The 17192-nt window shown below is 57.7% G+C and carries 9 protein-coding genes; 6 read left to right on the top strand and 3 right to left on the bottom strand.

All coding sequences use genetic code 11. The annotated features are described in order from the left end of the window. The gene (locus L3X40_RS09305) at positions 1–651 is read right to left on the bottom strand and encodes a class I SAM-dependent methyltransferase (protein WP_237365369.1); all 651 of its coding nucleotides are present in this window, start codon (positions 649–651) and stop codon (positions 1–3) included. Between the two features lie 459 nt (positions 652–1110). On the opposite strand from L3X40_RS09305, the gene L3X40_RS09300 reads away from it, so the two are divergent. Both L3X40_RS09300 and L3X40_RS09295 read left to right on the top strand, forming a co-directional pair. Beyond that, complete coding sequence (locus L3X40_RS09300) at positions 1111–1989, top strand: LysR substrate-binding domain-containing protein (protein WP_237365368.1); 879 nt, start codon at positions 1111–1113, stop codon at positions 1987–1989. Between the two features lie 51 nt (positions 1990–2040). Next, positions 2041–3207, top strand: a complete 1167-nt coding sequence (locus L3X40_RS09295) for a GGDEF domain-containing protein (protein ID WP_237365367.1) — start codon at positions 2041–2043, stop codon at positions 3205–3207. 111 nt (positions 3208–3318) lie between these two features. Here the strand turns inward: L3X40_RS09295 and rpoC are convergent, their stop codons facing one another. Next, on the bottom strand, positions 3319–7572 hold the full coding sequence (rpoC, locus tag L3X40_RS09290; protein WP_237365366.1) for a DNA-directed RNA polymerase subunit beta': 4254 nt from the start codon (positions 7570–7572) through the stop codon (positions 3319–3321). A gap of 121 nt (positions 7573–7693) precedes the next feature. Continuing rightward, positions 7694–11857 carry a DNA-directed RNA polymerase subunit beta gene (rpoB, locus tag L3X40_RS09285; protein ID WP_237365365.1) on the bottom strand — a complete coding sequence of 1388 codons (4164 nt, stop codon included), beginning with the start codon at positions 11855–11857 and terminating at the stop codon, positions 7694–7696. 425 nt (positions 11858–12282) lie between these two features. Here rpoB and L3X40_RS09280 point away from each other — a divergent pair, with 425 nt between their 5' ends. The 4 genes from L3X40_RS09280 (at position 12283) to L3X40_RS09265 (ending at position 17131) form a co-directional block, all read left to right on the top strand. Next, a complete protein-coding gene (locus L3X40_RS09280; RefSeq protein ID WP_237365364.1) occupies positions 12283–13314 on the top strand; it encodes a 2-oxoadipate dioxygenase/decarboxylase family protein in 1032 nt (343 codons plus the stop codon). A gap of 225 nt (positions 13315–13539) precedes the next feature. After that, on the top strand, positions 13540–14445 hold the full coding sequence (cysD, locus tag L3X40_RS09275; RefSeq protein WP_237365400.1) for a sulfate adenylyltransferase subunit CysD: 906 nt from the start codon (positions 13540–13542) through the stop codon (positions 14443–14445). Beyond that, entirely contained in the window at positions 14445–16376 is a 1932-nt protein-coding gene (gene cysN, locus L3X40_RS09270) for a sulfate adenylyltransferase subunit CysN (RefSeq protein ID WP_237365363.1), read from the top strand. Before cysD ends, cysN begins: the two co-directional genes overlap by 1 nt. Beyond that, positions 16373–17131, top strand: coding sequence for a 3'(2'),5'-bisphosphate nucleotidase CysQ (locus L3X40_RS09265; protein ID WP_237365362.1), 759 nt, complete (start codon positions 16373–16375; stop codon positions 17129–17131). The genes cysN and L3X40_RS09265 overlap by 4 nt, the downstream gene beginning before the upstream one ends. The last annotated feature ends 61 nt before the right edge of the window (positions 17132–17192 follow it).

The following is a 17192-nucleotide window of genomic DNA, read 5'->3' as shown; positions in this document are numbered from 1 at the left end:
TCAGGCCGCGATTTCAGCGACCTCTTGGTCTTTCCATGCCCAGTATAGCTGGCAGGGCGGGATATTCCAGAATTCAAAATCATGATCGATGTCCCGGAAATGCGGGGCGATGAATTTGTGAACCTTGGGCGAATATTGGTAAACCAGAAACGCGCCGCCCGGCCGCAACGCTGCCTGTGTTTCGCGGGCTATAGTTGGCCCCACGCCACCTGGCAGGGTCGAAAAAGGCAGGCCGGATAATATATAATCCGCATGGGCAAAGCCATGGTCAGCGATGATCTTGCGCACATCGGCAGCCGACCCATGCACAGCCAGAAAACGGCTGTCGGCAATGTCAGCATTCAGATAATCGACAAATTCGTCATTCGTGTCGATGGCGATCAGCATCGCATCCGGCCGCATCCGTTCCAATACCGGACGGCAGAACGTACCCACGCCCGGTCCATATTCGATAAACAGTTTCACATTCTGCCAATCGACCGGCTTCAACATTGTTCGGATCAACGTGGGCGATGAGGGAATCACCGACCCGACCATGACCGGATGTTTCAGAAACCCCCGGAAAAATAAGCCCCAGGGGCCTAAAAATCGGGTGAAGCGGACCAGAAGGTTGTTCGAACCGCGAAGCTTTTCGGCGCGTGAAGTGCTCATTCTGTTCCTGTCTTTTAAACCCTATGGCACCAGCCGTCGCAAATCCGGCGGCAAGTTTCAAGTACGCTAATCATCTTTACAAGCTGCGCCCGCTCCGAGTTGCGACGAATGGAAATAGCTCGTGCCATGGAAATAGCTCGTGCCAGAGAATTGCCGATCGGTCGGGCATAGACCGCCGCTGGACCTCGACGGTTCCATTGTGCCACTATTCTCTCGCGGGATATTGGGCTGGGCGAGCCTTGTTGCCACCTTTGTCGCTGTCATTGGCTGGCGGCTGACCATGCCGCCTGGCCAATTATATATGCAGATGCAAATATGCAAAACCATATTAAATGCGTTACGAACTGACGTCGGTATAAAATCTTCAGCTATTCAATTGGACTTTCATGTTAAAATTATCAATTGGGCCACTGATAATGCTTGGTGCGCCGCAATAGTATTGGGTTGAAAAGGTAACAGATGCGGCGTTTGCCACCCCTTACGGCTCTGGAAGCCTTTGTACAGGTCGCCCGACTCGGCTCGGTCAAAGCCGCCGCTGAGGAACTGGCCCTGTCTACTCCGGCGTTGAGCCGTAGAGTGCAGGCGCTGGAGCGCTTTGTCGGAAAGCCCCTGTTCGAACGCAAGCATCAGGCCATCGAAATTAACGCCGATGGCCAGCGGCTATTGGCCAATATCGCACCGGCACTTGATGTTCTGTCGATTGCGGTCGAAGAAGTGCAAAAGGATAATGGTCAGCTTCGCCTGCGCCTCAGCGTCATGCCGCTGTTCGCCAGTCAGCGCCTGTTCCCGCGCATGGGTGAGTTTCGGCAGATGCATTCCAACCTTCATCTCGACATCGAAACGACGCCGCACAGCATTTCCCGGCTGGGAGAAGGTATCGATGCAGCAATCGTGTTGGCGCGCGAGGTAGAACCATCGCTTTATGCCCATCAGCTTGACCATGACGAAGTTTACCTGATTGCCGCACATGATCTGGTGCATGGGCCGAATGCAATTACCCGGCCAGAACAGATTGCCAATATGACCATCCTGGTCCACCGTGAAATGCCCGGCAGTTTTGATGCATGGAAAGACGTGGTGGGACTACCCGACCTGCAACCGGCTGCGATCGACAATTTCGATTCCGGACCCTTGATGCTGGAAGCGGCAGCGCAAGGTCTGGGCGTCGCCTTTATGCATGCCAGCCATTATCATCAGGCAAAGGATAATCGCCTCGCCCGATTGTTCGATATGCAGGTGAAAAGCCCCTATTATTACTGGTTCGTCTGCCGGCCAAAGGCCTTGCAAGGGCGGGCCGTAAGCCTATTCCACGATTGGTTGATCAAGGCTGGAATCTGAAAAAATCGACGGCAAGCTAAAAAGCGTCGTCAGATTTCCGTTCTGACGCCCATGGGATACGAGCCGACATCGGTACGAAATGAACATGGCACACCTGCGGTCGCGCCGCGGGGACGCCTGTCGCAATGGCTGGGACATTTTTCTTTCAACCTGATGGCCAACGAAGACGGCGGCGACGCCGCGGCGATGGATAATCAACCATGTCATGATCGCGCAGAGAACCGCCGCGCCAGATTATATCAGGAGATCGGCGAATTCATGTTCGCGCACGACCTGGACCTGACGCCGCTTAATTTCGGACTTGCCTATGACTATGTGACCGGCAACGATCGCGCCATCGAACAGGCCGTGCGCGCCATCATCATGGAAAAGGGAAAACTGACCAATGGTCAGGCCGAAACCATCCTCGCCGAAACGCACAAAGACGAATTTACCCCCGAAGCCATGACGGAAATGCTCGATTCGGTCGAATCCAACTTTGCCCAGCTTTCCGAACTGGTCAAACAGTCACAGCATGAGGCCACGCATTATGGAGCCGCTCTGCAAGCGCAGGTGAAGGACCTTTCCGTTCCGGAAATGGCGGAACCCGTGATGGGCCGGCTCATTGCGCTGACGCGGTCGATGATCGACAAGAGCCGGGCCGTTGAAGCGCAGATGCGCGAAAGCCATAGCCAGACCAGACTGCTCAAGAAAAACCTGGACCATGCACGCAAGGCAGCCGAGCAGGACCATCTCACTGGCCTGCCCAACCGCCGCGCCTTCGAAGCGACCCTGCGTGAAGCCGCGCTGCGGGCGCAAGGGAACGGCAAGGCGCTCAGCATCGCCTTTTGTGACATTGACCACTTCAAACAAATCAATGACGTCCATGGTCACGACGTGGGCGATCGCATTCTGAAATTCGTGGGCAAGCTGCTCGCCGATATTTCCAATGATACATGCCATGTCGCACGACACGGCGGCGAGGAATTCGTCATGCTGTTCGAAGGTCAGACGACGGCGGCGGCTTGCGAAATCGTTGACGCCGCCCGCATCGACCTGTCAAGCCGCACTCTGGTCAACAAGACGACGGGCGAACGTCTGGACAAGGTCAGCTTTTCGGCTGGTATAGCCGATGTCGCAGCCTATGAGGACGCCCGCGCGGCGCTGCGAGCCGCAGACGCGGCCATGTATGATGCCAAAACAGACGGCCGCAACCGCGTCTATATTGCCGCCGCGTGATACTCGTTTCCCGCAAGACGACCGGCCAAATACAAATCGGGGCGGCGCTTTTCAACGCCGCCCCGATTCGGTTGTCACGGTTTTCAGTTATGTCGGCCGCAGACCGCTGGTTTATTCCTGATCCAGCGACTGCGTGGTGAAGTCCTCACCCTGAACCGCAGCCAGTGGATCGTCGCCGATAGCGGCTTCCGGGCCTTGCTGCAGTTCAGCCTCATGTTCCTCGGCAGCGCTTTGCGGCGCAACCATATGCGCTTGCATCATCTTGAGCTGCGCCCGCAGTGCGGCGTCACGGCTGTTGGCCGCGATCCGCATGCGGTTCATGCCAGCGCCCGTGCCCGCCGGGATCAGGCGACCAACGATGACATTTTCCTTCAGACCAACCAGCGTGTCCTTCTTGCCCTGAACCGCCGCTTCGGTGAGAACGCGGGTGGTTTCCTGGAATGAGGCGGCAGAAATGAAGCTGCGCGTCTGCAGGCTTGCCTTGGTGATGCCGAGCAGCACCGGCTTGCCCACGGCAGGCTGCTGACCAGGTTTCAGTCTGGCATTGATCTCGCTCACTTCCTCGTGGTCGAGCTGTTCGCCAGCCAATAGCGTGGTATCGCCCGCATCGGTGATTTCCACCTTCTGCAGCATCTGACGCACGATCACTTCGATATGCTTGTCGTTGATCTTCACGCCCTGCAGTCGATAGACTTCCTGTATTTCGCTGACCAGATATTCGGCCAGCGGTTCAATACCAAGCACTTCCAGAATATCATGCGGATCGGGCGACCCGCCGATCAGGTTATCGCCACGCTTGACGAAATCGCCTTCCTGCACGTCGATAACCTTCGACTTGGGGATCAGATATTCAACCGGCTCGCCATCCTCGGGAACAATGGCGATCTTGCGCTTCGCCTTGTAATCCTTGAGGAACTGAACGCGACCTGAAACCTTTGCGATGATCGCATTGTCCTTGGGCTTGCGCGCTTCGAACAGTTCGGCAACGCGCGGCAAACCGCCGGTGATGTCGCGGGTCTTGGCAGCTTCTCGGGACACACGGGCCAGCACGTCGCCGGCATGGACCTCTTGCCCATCCTGAACCGACAGGGTCGCCCCGATGGTCAGCATATAACGGGCTGCTTCGCCGCTGTCCGCATCGAGCAGGGTCAGACGAGGACGTAAATCCTCCTTCGCCCGCGCGGCGCCACGATATTCAGTGACGACGCTCTGGGCGATGCCCGTTGCTTCGTCGGTCTGTTCCACCAGCGTCTTGCCGTCGATCAGATCCTGATATTTGACGATACCGGGCTTTTCCGTAATCACCGGCATGGTGAACGGATCCCATTCGGCCAGACGGTCGCCCTGCTTAACCTGCGCGCCGTCTTCCAGCATCAACTGCGCACCATAAGGCAGGCGGTGAACTGCGCGTTCGCGGCCTTCCTTATCGATGATCGCCAGCTCGCCATTGCGAGCCATCGACAACCGCCGATTACGCGAGTCCATGATGGTCGGCATGTCACGATATTCGAGATGGCCGTCGGCCACTGCGTCCAGGTTCGACGTTTCGTTGAGCTGCGCCGCGCCGCCGATGTGGAAGGTCCGCATCGTGAGCTGCGTGCCAGGTTCACCGATCGATTGCGCCGCAATAACGCCGACGGCTTCACCGATGTTGACCGGCGTACCACGGGCAAGATCGCGGCCATAGCATTTGCCGCACACACCCATTTTCGATTCGCAGATCAGCGGCGAACGGATCTTCACCGCCTGAATACCGATGGCCTCGATCTTCACAATCGCCGCTTCGTCCAGCAAGGTGCCGGTTTCAACGATGACCGAACCATCCTTGACGTCGATGATGTCCTCCGCCGTGGTGCGGCCCAGGATGCGCTCACCAAGCGAAGCGATGACCGAACCACCCTGAATGATGGCTTTCATCTCCAGTGCATGTTCGGTGCCGCAGTCTTCTTCGACGATCGTGCAATCCTGCGACACGTCCACAAGACGGCGGGTCAGATAGCCCGAGTTCGCCGTCTTGAGCGCAGTATCGGCCAGACCCTTGCGCGCGCCATGGGTCGAGTTGAAATATTCAAGGACGGTCAGGCCTTCCTTGAAGTTCGAGATGATCGGCGTTTCGATGATCTCGCCCGATGGCTTTGCCATCAGACCGCGCATACCGGCGAGTTGTTTCATCTGCGCTGGCGAACCACGCGCACCGGAGTGCGACATCATGTAGATCGAGTTGATCGGCGCAAGCCGCCCGTCGGCCAGTTTCGGAGTCGCCTTGATCTCATCCATCATCGCGCTGGCGACGACATCGCCGCAACGCGACCATGCGTCGATCACCTTGTTGTATTTTTCCTGCTGGGTGATCAGACCATCCTGATATTGCTGTTCATAGTCAGCAACCAGTGCGCGGGTTTCATCAACCGTGCCCACCTTCGAGTCCGGAATGATCATGTCATCCTTGCCGAAGGAAATGCCGGCCTGGAACGCGTGACGGAAGCCAAGAGCCATGATTGCGTCGGCAAACAGGACCGTGTCCTTCTGGCCGGTATGACGATAGACCTGATCGATGACGTCACCGATGTCCTTCTTGGTCAGAAGGCGGTTAACGATGTCGAAAGGCACCTTGTGGCTTTGCGGCAGGCATTCGGCGATCAACATACGGCCCGGTGTCGTTTCGAACCGTTTCATATACTGGTTGCCGTCCTCGTCCGTTTGCGGAACGCGACTGATGATCTTGCTGTGCAGGGTCACCGCCTTGGCAAATAGCGCCTGATGCACTTCCTGCATGTCGGTCAGCATCATGCCCTCGCCCGGCTCGCCTTCACGCTCCATGGACAGATAATAGATGCCCAACACCATGTCCTGCGAAGGCACGATGATTGGTTTGCCGTTGGCGGGCGAGAGGATGTTGTTGGTCGACATCATCAGCACGCGCGCTTCCAGCTGCGCCTCAAGGCTCAGCGGAACGTGTACGGCCATCTGGTCGCCATCGAAGTCAGCGTTGAAGGCGGAGCAGACCAGCGGATGCAGCTGGATCGCCTTGCCTTCGATCAGCACCGGCTCGAACGCCTGAATGCCCAGACGGTGAAGCGTCGGTGCGCGGTTCAGCATCACCGGATGTTCGCGGATCACCTCGTCTAGAATGTCCCAGACTTCCTTGCGCTCCTTTTCGACCCACTTCTTCGCCTGTTTCAAGGTCATCGACAGACCCTTTGCGTCAAGACGCGCGTAGATGAACGGCTTGAACAGTTCGAGCGCCATCTTCTTGGGCAGGCCGCACTGGTGCAGCTTGAGTTCCGGACCGGTCACGATGACCGAACGACCGGAATAATCGACGCGCTTGCCGAGCAGGTTCTGGCGGAAGCGACCCTGCTTGCCCTTGAGCATGTCGGACAGCGACTTCAGCGGACGCTTGTTCGCGCCGGTGATGACGCGACCACGGCGGCCATTGTCGAACAGCGCATCGACGGCTTCCTGCAACATGCGCTTTTCGTTGCGGACGATAATGTCCGGCGCGCGCAGTTCCATCAGGCGCTTCAAACGGTTGTTGCGGTTGATGACGCGGCGATAAAGATCGTTCAGATCCGAGGTGGCGAAGCGGCCGCCATCGAGCGGAACCAGTGGACGCAGTTCAGGCGGAATGACCGGCACGACTTCCAGGATCATCCATTCGGGACGGTTGCCCGAATCAATGAAGGATTCGACGACCTTCAACCGCTTGATGATTTTCTTCGGTTTCAGTTCCGACTTGGTTTCGGCCAGGTCCTTGAGCAGAATTTCCTTCTCGCCCTCAAGGTCGAGGTCGATCAGCATCTGCCTGACCGCTTCCGCGCCGATACCAGCGGAGAAAGCGTCTTCGCCATATTCGTCCTGCGCCGTCAGCAGTTCGTCTTCGGTCAGAAGCTGATATTTGTCGAGCGGGGTCAGACCCGGTTCAATGACGATATAGGCTTCGAAATAAAGGACGCGCTCAAGCTGCTTCAACTGCATGTCGAGCAACAGGCCGATCCGGCTGGGCAGCGACTTCAGGAACCAGATATGCGCTACGGGCGCGGCCAGTTCGATATGGCCCATCCGCTCGCGGCGGACCTTCGATACGGTGACTTCGACACCGCACTTTTCGCAAACGATGCCCTTGTACTTCATGCGCTTGTACTTGCCGCACAGGCACTCATAATCCTTGATCGGACCAAAGATGCGTGCACAGAACAGACCATCGCGTTCGGGCTTGAACGTGCGGTAATTGATGGTTTCGGGCTTCTTGATCTCGCCGAAGGACCATGACCGGATGCGCTCAGGGGAAGCAAGGCCGATCTGGATCTGGTCGAAAGATTCCGGCTTGGCCACCGGATTTGCGAAATTGGTCAGTTCGTTCATTTCTGATCCCTTATCTAATTCCCCTCCCGCCTGTGGGAGGGGCTAGGGGTGGGTATTTCCAGTTTCGGGCAGGCTGCGGCCAACCCGTCCAACCCCTCCCGCAAGCGGGAGGGGAGGCCTATCACTCGGCTGCTTCGGCCTCTTCATCGTCGGCGATCGCATCAAACGCCGCCAGTTCGACATTAAGGCCAAGGCTGCGCATCTCCTTGACGAGAACGTTGAAGCTCTCCGGAATGCCGGCTTCGAATGTGTCGTCGCCCTTGACGATCGCTTCATAGACCTTGGTGCGGCCGATCACGTCATCCGACTTCACGGTCAGCATTTCCTGCAATGTGTATGCAGCGCCATAGGCTTGCAGCGCCCAGACCTCCATTTCACCAAAGCGCTGGCCGCCGAACTGTGCCTTGCCGCCCAGCGGTTGCTGGGTGACGAGCGAATAGGGACCGATGGAACGGGCATGGATCTTGTCATCGACAAGGTGATGGAGCTTCAACATATAGATGTAGCCCACGGTCACCTTGCGGTCGAACCTGTCGCCAGTGCGGCCGTCGAACAGATCGACCTGACCCGATTTATCGAGACCGGCCAGCTCAAGCATATCGGCCACATCGGCTTCACGCGCACCATCGAACACGGGCGTCGCCATCGGCACGCCTGTGGTCAGCAACGATGCCATTTCGACAATCTGATCGTCGGAACGCGCCCCGATTTCCTCATGATAGCCAGCACCATAGACGGTCTTGAGCCTGTCACGAACCGCTTCAGGCGGGGCTGCCGCCTGCGGATCGGGATTGGCGTCGCGCCATGCCTCAAGGGCTTCCTTGATCTGGTGGCCCAAGCCGCGGGCAGCCCAGCCCAGATGCGTCTCAAAGATTTGCCCAACGTTCATGCGGCTCGGCACACCCAGCGGGTTGAGTACGATGTCGACAGCAGTGCCATCGGCCAGGAACGGCATGTCTTCCTGCGGCAATATGCGGGAGATGACTCCCTTGTTGCCGTGACGACCGGCCATCTTGTCGCCCGGTTGCAGCTTGCGCTTCACCGCGACGAACACCTTGACCATTTTCAGCACACCCGGCGGCAGTTCATCACCGCGTTCCAGCTTGTCGCGGCGATCCTCGAACTTGTCGACGATCAACTTGACCGCTTCGTCATATTGCGCCTTGACCGCTTCCAGATGGGTCTGGATGGTGTCGTCGGCCACCGCAAATTTCCACCATTCATAATGCTCGGCTTCATCGAGCAGTTCTTCGGTTATCTCTACGCCCTTTTTGATGCCTTTGGGCGCAGCAGCCGCAACCTGGCCGAGCAGCATGTCCTTCAGACGGTTAAAGGTCGCACGGTTGAGAATGCCCCGTTCGTCTTCACGATCCTTGGCGAGACGATCGATTTCTTCCCGCTCGATCGCCATCGCGCGTTCATCCTTGTCGATGCCGTGGCGATTGAACACGCGCACTTCAACGACAGTCCCTGCAACACCGGGCGGCAGGCGAAGCGACGTATCGCGCACATCGCTGGCCTTTTCGCCAAAGATGGCACGGAGCAGCTTCTCTTCCGGCGTCATAGGGCTTTCGCCCTTGGGTGTGATCTTGCCGACCAGAATGTCGCCCGGCTCCACTTCGGCGCCGATATAGACAATACCTGCTTCGTCGAGGCTACGCAGCGCCTCCTCACCGACGTTTGGAATGTCGCGGGTGATGTCTTCCGGACCCAGTTTGGTGTCGCGGGCCATCACCTCAAATTCCTCGATATGGATCGAGGTGAAGACGTCATCCTTCACAATCCGTTCGGAGATCAGGATGGAGTCTTCATAGTTGTAGCCATTCCACGGCATGAACGCGACGAGCGTATTGCGGCCCAACGCCAGTTCGCCCAGTTCCGTCGAAGGACCGTCGGCGATCACATCGCCCTTGGCAATGGCCTCACCCACCTTCACCAGCGGACGCTGGTTGATGCAGGTGTCCTGGTTCGATCGCTGGAACTTCATCAACGTATAGATGTCGACGCCCGACTGACCCGGCGCGATTTCCTCTGTGGCGCGAATAACGATACGGGTCGCATCGACCTGATCGACTATGCCCGCCCGCTTGGCGGCGATGGCTGCGCCGGAATCCCGAGCAACCGTTTCTTCCATGCCCGTGCCGACAAATGGCGCTTCGGCAGACACCAGAGGCACGGCCTGACGCTGCATGTTCGATCCCATGAGCGCGCGGTTGGCGTCATCGTTTTCCAGGAATGGAATGAGCGATGCCGCAACAGACACAAGCTGCTTGGGGCTGACGTCCATAAGTGTGATGGTATCGCGCGGCGCCATCAGGAATTCGCCTGCCTGCCGAGAAGATACGATTTCCTCTGCAAAACCGTTATTGGCATCCAGTTCGGCGTTTGCCTGCGCGATCGTGTGCTTGGCCTCTTCCATGGCGGACAGATAGACCACCTCGCTGGTCACCTTATGGTCAATGACCTTGCGATAGGGCGTCTCGATGAAGCCATATTTATTGACCCGGCTGAACGAAGCCAGCGAGTTGATCAGGCCGATATTCGGGCCTTCAGGCGTTTCAATCGGGCAGATACGGCCATAGTGGGTCGGGTGAACGTCGCGGACCTCAAAACCCGCACGCTCACGCGTCAGGCCGCCGGGGCCAAGCGCCGACACACGGCGCTTGTGAGTGACTTCCGACAGCGGATTAGTCTGATCCATGAACTGCGAAAGCTGCGACGAACCAAAGAACTCACGCACTGCCGCCACGGCGGGCTTCGCGTTGATAAGGTCGTTGGGCATCACGGTCGAAACGTCAACGCTCGACATACGCTCCTTGACTGCGCGTTCCATGCGGAGCAGGCCGACGCGATACTGATTCTCCAGCAATTCGCCGACCGAACGCACCCGGCGGTTGCCGAGATTGTCGATGTCGTCGATTTCGCCCTTGCCGTCCTTCAGGTTCACCAATTCCTTGACGACCGCGATAATGTCTTCGCGGCGCAACGTGGTGACCGTATCCTCACAGTCGAGTTCGAGGCGCATGTTCAATTTGACGCGGCCCACGGCGGACAGGTCATAACGCTCAGGGTCGAAGAACAGGCCTTCAAACAGCGCTTCGGCGGTTTCGCGTGTCGGCGGTTCACCGGGACGCATGACGCGATAGATATCGGAGAGCGCATGATCGCGGTCCTCCGCCTTGTCGGCCTTCAACGTATTGCGGATCCACGGTCCAGTGGCGACATGATCGATATCAAGCAGTTCCAGACGGTCTATGCCCGCCTTGTCCAGCTTTTCGAGATTTTCGGTCGAAACTTCGTCGCCAGCCTCGATATAGATTTCGCCTGTCTTTTCATTGATAAGGTCGAAGGCGGAATAGCGGCCAAAGATTTCCTCGGTCGGGATCAACAGATCGGTGAGACCATCCTTTGCAGCCTTGTTCGCGGCGCGAGGGGAAATTTTCTGGCCCGCCGGGAAAATCACTTCGCCCGAACCGCCATCGATGATGTCAAAGGTCGGCCTTTGCCCGCGCCAGTTTTCGGCGGCAAAGGGAATTTTCCAACCGCCATCGCCACGCACGAAGGTGACTGTGTTATAGAAAGTGTTGAGAATTTCTTCGCCGCTCAAGCCGAGCGCATGCAGCAGCGCTGTGACCGGCAGCTTGCGCTTGCGGTCGATGCGAACATTTACGATGTCCTTGGCGTCGAATTCGAAATCCAGCCATGAACCGCGATAGGGAATGACGCGCGCAGCAAACAGATATTTGCCTGAACTGTGCGTCTTGCCGCGATCATGGTCGAACAACACACCCGGCGAACGGTGCATCTGCGACACGATCACGCGCTCAGTACCGTTGATGATGAAGGTGCCGTTCCCCGTCATGAGCGGCATGTCGCCCATGTACACGTCCTGCTCCTTGATATCGAGGACAGAGCGGCTCTCGGTGTCCTGATCGACTTCGAACACGATGAGGCGCAGCGTCACGCGCATCGGCGCGGCATAGGTGATGCCCCGCTGACGGCATTCCTCGGTATCGTATTTCGGATCTTCCAGCACATACTGGACGAAATCCATTTCGGCAGTGCCGGCAAAATCGCGGATCGGGAACACGCTGCGCAACGTCTTTTCCAGGCCCGATACATAACCGATCGCCGGGTTGGAGCGCAGAAACTGTTCATAGGATTCGCGCTGCACCTCAATCAGGTTCGGCATCTGCACGACTTCGTGGATATTGCCGAAAACCTTGCGGATGCGCTTTTTTGCGCCCGAATTATGATGTGTCGGGGGGACTGCCTTGGTCGCCATGCTTTATCCTGCCTTGTTTTTACAAACATTTTTTCCGCCTTGCAGCGGGATTGCAGCCGATTCGCGGGACCCATGCCACGAAAAAAAGTGCGGGTCCGGGCTGTCGGAACCGCACTGTCTGCGTCTGGTAAAACCCCCGCATCCTCCAATTCGTCGCGGTCCGAAGCGCAAAAGCGGACCGTGTCCCGAAGGAGCGAGAGCGGCTTCGGTCATCTGGGATGACGGGATGAAGCCGGAAAACTCGAACGGCCTATATAGGCGGCCTGTTGGATTTTGTGAAGTGGCGATTTCACCTTTTGCCGCAAACCGCCGGAACATGACGAAACCATATCGATTTTCTTGTTATACAATTGTATTATGTCCTTGATCCAATGAAGCACCAGCGCTGTTAAATCAGGCAAAGAATCAGAGTTCGGGATAAAAACATGACACAGGCGCACGAATCGGTGTTGCTGCGACTTCTGCAAAGCGAGCGTGATATCCGTCCGCCGCCATGGCTGACTGGCGCGGTGCATATTCACCCGGCGCTGAAGGCAGAAATTGGCAACACCGCATCCCGCGCCGTTATGGCCATGGCGTTAAATCTATATCTGCTAGCGGATTTGCTGGGCCGCGTGCCCACCGGCCGCCAATATATGAGGGAACTCGCCGCAGCCGGACGGCAGATGACTTTCGACCACGGCGCCCTGCGCACGGTCGACCTTATGGGCATGGGAACCCTTCCTGCCGGTGAACGGGCGATCACACGCATTCTGGAACCTCTGGGCTATCGTCAAACCGGACTTTATCCGCTCGACGCTCTGAAGATGACAGGCAGATCGTATACGCATGTGGATTTTCCCGAAAACGTGCCGCAATTCTTTGTGAGTGAACTGCACCCCGCACGTTTTTCGACTTCCTTCCAGGCCGCAGTGGCGCGCCTTACAGAAAATTCGCTCGATCCCCTCGATGCCGCCGACATGCGATTGCTGGATCGCCTGTCCGCGGATGCAAAGCTTTTGGTATCGGACGCTGCGCGACTGCTGCCCAAACTCACGGCCTGTTTCATGCGTCAGCACCCACACCCGAGTTTGGCCGATTATGAATGTGTACGCGCCGAGTCCGCCGAAATGGCCTGGATTGCTACGGAAGGGAATGCCTTCAATCATGCCACGGACCGCGTCGCCTCATTGGAAGCACTGGTGAGCGAGCAGCGCAGCCTCAACCGCCCGCTCAAGGACAAGATCGAAGTATCGCGGTCAGGCAGTGTCCGGCAAACGGCGTTCAGGGCCGACCCGGTCGAACGAATTTTCATTGACGCGCAAGGCAGGGAAATTCCGCGACAAGTCCCCGGTTCTTTTTTCGAATTCATCCAGCGAGATCGCATATGCGACGCTGCAAGCGGCCAAGACAGGCTTGACCTGGGTTTTGACAGTGGAAATGCGCAAGGCATTTTCAAAATGACGACGGCGGCTTGAACCGCAACAGAACGACAGAAATACAAAGCCACTTGAAATCTATGTTGGCCCCAACGGAGCGTTATTGGTTCCATTGGTTCGCTTGGTCGCATTGGCAGTACTGCCTTAGGGTTACGAGGGCGGCGAATAGTTTTTCTTGTTAGAATGCCGACGAAGGGCAATGGTAATGCCCTGCACATGCTCGGCCATTTGATCCTGATGGCCGGCAATGATGAAGAAGGTACGATGACGGCAAGCAGTCTAACCCATCTCCAGCGGCTTGAGGCCGAGAGCATTCATATCATGCGCGAGGTTGTTTCAGAGGCTGAAAAGCCTGTGATGCTGTATTCGGTGGGAAAAGACAGCGCCGTCATGCTGCATCTGGCAAAGAAGGCCTTTTATCCTTCGCCCCCGCCATTTCCGTTACTGCATGTCGATACCACATGGAAGTTTCGCGCGATGTATGATCTGCGCGACAAGGCGGCGGCGGATGCCAGGATGGAACTGCTGGTTTATAAAAACCCCGAGGCGCTGGAAAAGGGGATCAACCCGTTCGACCATGGCAGTCTGCACACCGATATGTGGAAGACCGAAGGGCTGAAGCAGGCGCTCGACAAATACGGCTTTGACGCGGCCTTTGGCGGGGCGCGACGCGATGAGGAAAAGTCGAGAGCCAAGGAGCGCGTCTTTTCCTTTCGCTCGGCCAATCACCGTTGGGACCCCAAGCAGCAGCGGCCCGAACTGTGGCGGCTATATAATGCGCGCAAGGCCAAGGGGGAATCAATGCGCGTCTTCCCGATCAGCAACTGGACCGAGCTGGACATCTGGCAATATATCCATCTGGAGGGCATCGAGATCGTGCCCCTCTATTTCAGCGCGCCGCGCCCGACAGTAGAGCGCGATGGACTGTTGCTAATGGTCGATGACGACCGCTTTCCGTTGAAGGAAGGCGAGGTTCCGGTGGAACGCTCGATCCGGTTCCGCACATTGGGCTGCTATCCCCTGACCGGCGCCGTAGAGAGCGAAGCCGCCACTTTACCGCAGGTAATTCAGGAGATGCTGCTGACCACGACGTCGGAACGGCAAGGCCGCGCTATCGATCATGATCAGGCAGCCAGCATGGAGAAGAAGAAGCAGGAGGGGTATTTCTGATGACCGAAGCCCTCACAGACAATGCCTATCAGGCCGACGCGCTGATCGCATCGGACATCGATGCCTATCTGGAGGTGCATCAGCACAAGTCGCTGCTGCGTTTCATCACCTGCGGCAGCGTGGACGATGGCAAGTCGACGCTGATCGGCCGCCTGCTCTACGACAGCAAGATGATCTTTGAGGATCAACTGGCGACACTCGAAGCGGACAGCAAGCGCATGGGGACGCAGGGGCAGGAGATCGATTTTGCCCTTCTGGTCGATGGCCTTGCCGCCGAGCGCGAACAGGGCATCACCATCGATGTCGCCTATCGCTTTTTTGCCACCGAAAAGCGCAAGTTCATCGTCGCCGACACGCCGGGGCATGAACAATATACCCGTAACATGGTGACCGGCGCATCGACCGCGGACCTTGCCGTCATCCTGATCGATGCGCGGCAGGGGGTGCTTACACAGACCCGTCGACACAGCTATCTCGTCAACCTGATCGGTATTCGCAATGTGGTACTGGCGATCAACAAGATGGATCTTGTCGATTATAGTCAGGAACGCTTCGACGAAATCGTTGCGCAGTACAAGGCGTTCGCCGACAGCATCGGCATCGAAAGCTTTCTTGCCATTCCGATTTCGGGCCTCAAAGGCGACAATATCACGGCGAAAAGCCAAAATACGCCCTGGTATAAAGGCCCCGCCTTGCTGGATCATCTGGAAACGGTGGAACTCGACAGCGAGCGCATGGCGCAGCGGCCGTTCCGCATGGCCGTGCAATGGGTCAATCGCCCCAATCTCGACTTTCGTGGCTTTTCCGGGCTGATCGGGTCAGGCACCATCAAACCGGGCGACGCAATTCGCGTGCTGCCGTCGGGCAAGACCAGCACGATCAAGTCCATCGTCACCTTTGATGGCGAGCTGGAACAGGCAGTAGCGGGCCAATCGGTCACGCTGACCTTCAAGGATGAGATCGACTGTTCGCGCGGCGACGTCATAACGGCATCCGACGCGCCCACCGAAGTCGCCGACCAGTTCGAGGCGACATTGGTGTGGATGGATGAACATGAAATGCTGCCCGGACGGCCCTATCTTCTGAAAATGGGTACATCGACGGTCACGGCCGCGATTACCAAACCCAAATACGAAGTCTGCATCAACACCATGGCGCATGAGGCGTCGGACACGCTGGCATTGAACGTGATTGGCGTCGTCAACATCTCACTCGATCGCGCCCTGCCGTTTGAGGCCTATGCCGATAACCCCGACCTTGGCGGCTTCATCCTTATCGACCGGATAACCAACCGCACGGTTGCGGCGGGCATGATCCATTTTGCCCTGCGCCGTTCGCAGAACATTCACTGGCAGGCGCTCGATCTGGATCGCAGCTTCCATGCGCGGCTGAAGAACCAGAAGCCCGCCGTGCTCTGGCTGACCGGGCTGTCGGGCGCGGGCAAGTCGACCATTGCCAACATCGTGGAAAAGAAGCTGGCGCGGATGAATCGCCATACCTTCCTGCTTGATGGTGACAATGTTCGCCATGGACTGAACCGCGATCTGGGCTTTACCGATGCCGACCGGGTAGAAAATATCCGCCGCGTGGGCGAGGTTGCCAAGCTGATGACCGATGCGGGCCTGATCGTTATCACCGCCTTCATCTCGCCCTTCCGTGCAGAGCGGGAGATGGTGAGGCAAATGATAGCACCAGGCGAGTTTTTCGAGATCCATGTCGATACGCCGCTGGAGATTGCGGAACAGCGAGACGTCAAAGGCCTCTATAAAAAAGCGCGTGCCGGACAGCTCAAGCACTTCACCGGCATCGATAGCCCCTATGAAGCGCCCGAAAAGCCCGAAATCCGGGTCAATACCACCACAATGAGCGCAGAAGAGGCCGCCGACCTGATCGTCGAACACATCCTCGGCGAGTGGAGTCCTGAACTTTGAGCGCGGATCTTGGTGCGGACGCGCAGCTTGCGGCACAACTGGCGACATCAGCTGGCGAAATCCTGCTGGCCGTTCGCCGGTCGGGCCTCCTTTCGAGCAAGGCGCTGGGCAAGGCGGGCGACCAGACCGCCAACCAGTTTCTTGTTCACGCCATAAAGGAGCAGCGCCCGGACGATGGCCTGCTATCCGAAGAAAGCCAGTGTGACGGCAGCCGCCTCGCCAAGTCCCGCGTCTGGATCATCGACCCGGTCGATGGCACCCGCGAATATGGCGAAGAACGCGCCGACTGGGCCGTGCATGTGGCATTGGCCATCGATGGTATCGCTACTATCGGCGCGGTTGCGCTGCCTGGCATGAACTTGACCCTGCGTTCTGACCAACCCGCTGCCGTGCCGCCACCAAAAGCCCCGCTCAAGATGGTTGTCAGCCGCACCCGCCCCGCAGCCGAGGCTGTTGCGGTCGCCAAAACTATCGGCGCCGAACTTCTCCCCATGGGATCGGCCGGTGCAAAGGCCATGGCCATCGTGCGCGGCGAGGCTGATATCTATCTCCATTCGGGTGGCCAGTATGAATGGGATAGTTGCGCGCCCGTCGCCGTCGCGCACGCCCATGGCCTCCACTGCTCGCGCATCGATGGATCGCCGCTCCTCTACAACCGGCAAGACACTTATATGCCCGACCTGCTTATCTGCCGGAAAGAGCATGCGGCTGTTGTTTTTGAAGCGCTGAAGATTTTCGCCGACGCGAGGCAGTGACGGCTCAGTCAGCCTGAGCCATCAAAATTCAAAACAAGCCGGGTGACAAGCATCATTGTAG

Source organism: Rhizorhapis sp. SPR117 (assembly GCF_021742065.1).
Note: the sequence above shows the minus strand (reverse complement) of the source record. Positions and strands in the feature narration are given on the sequence as shown.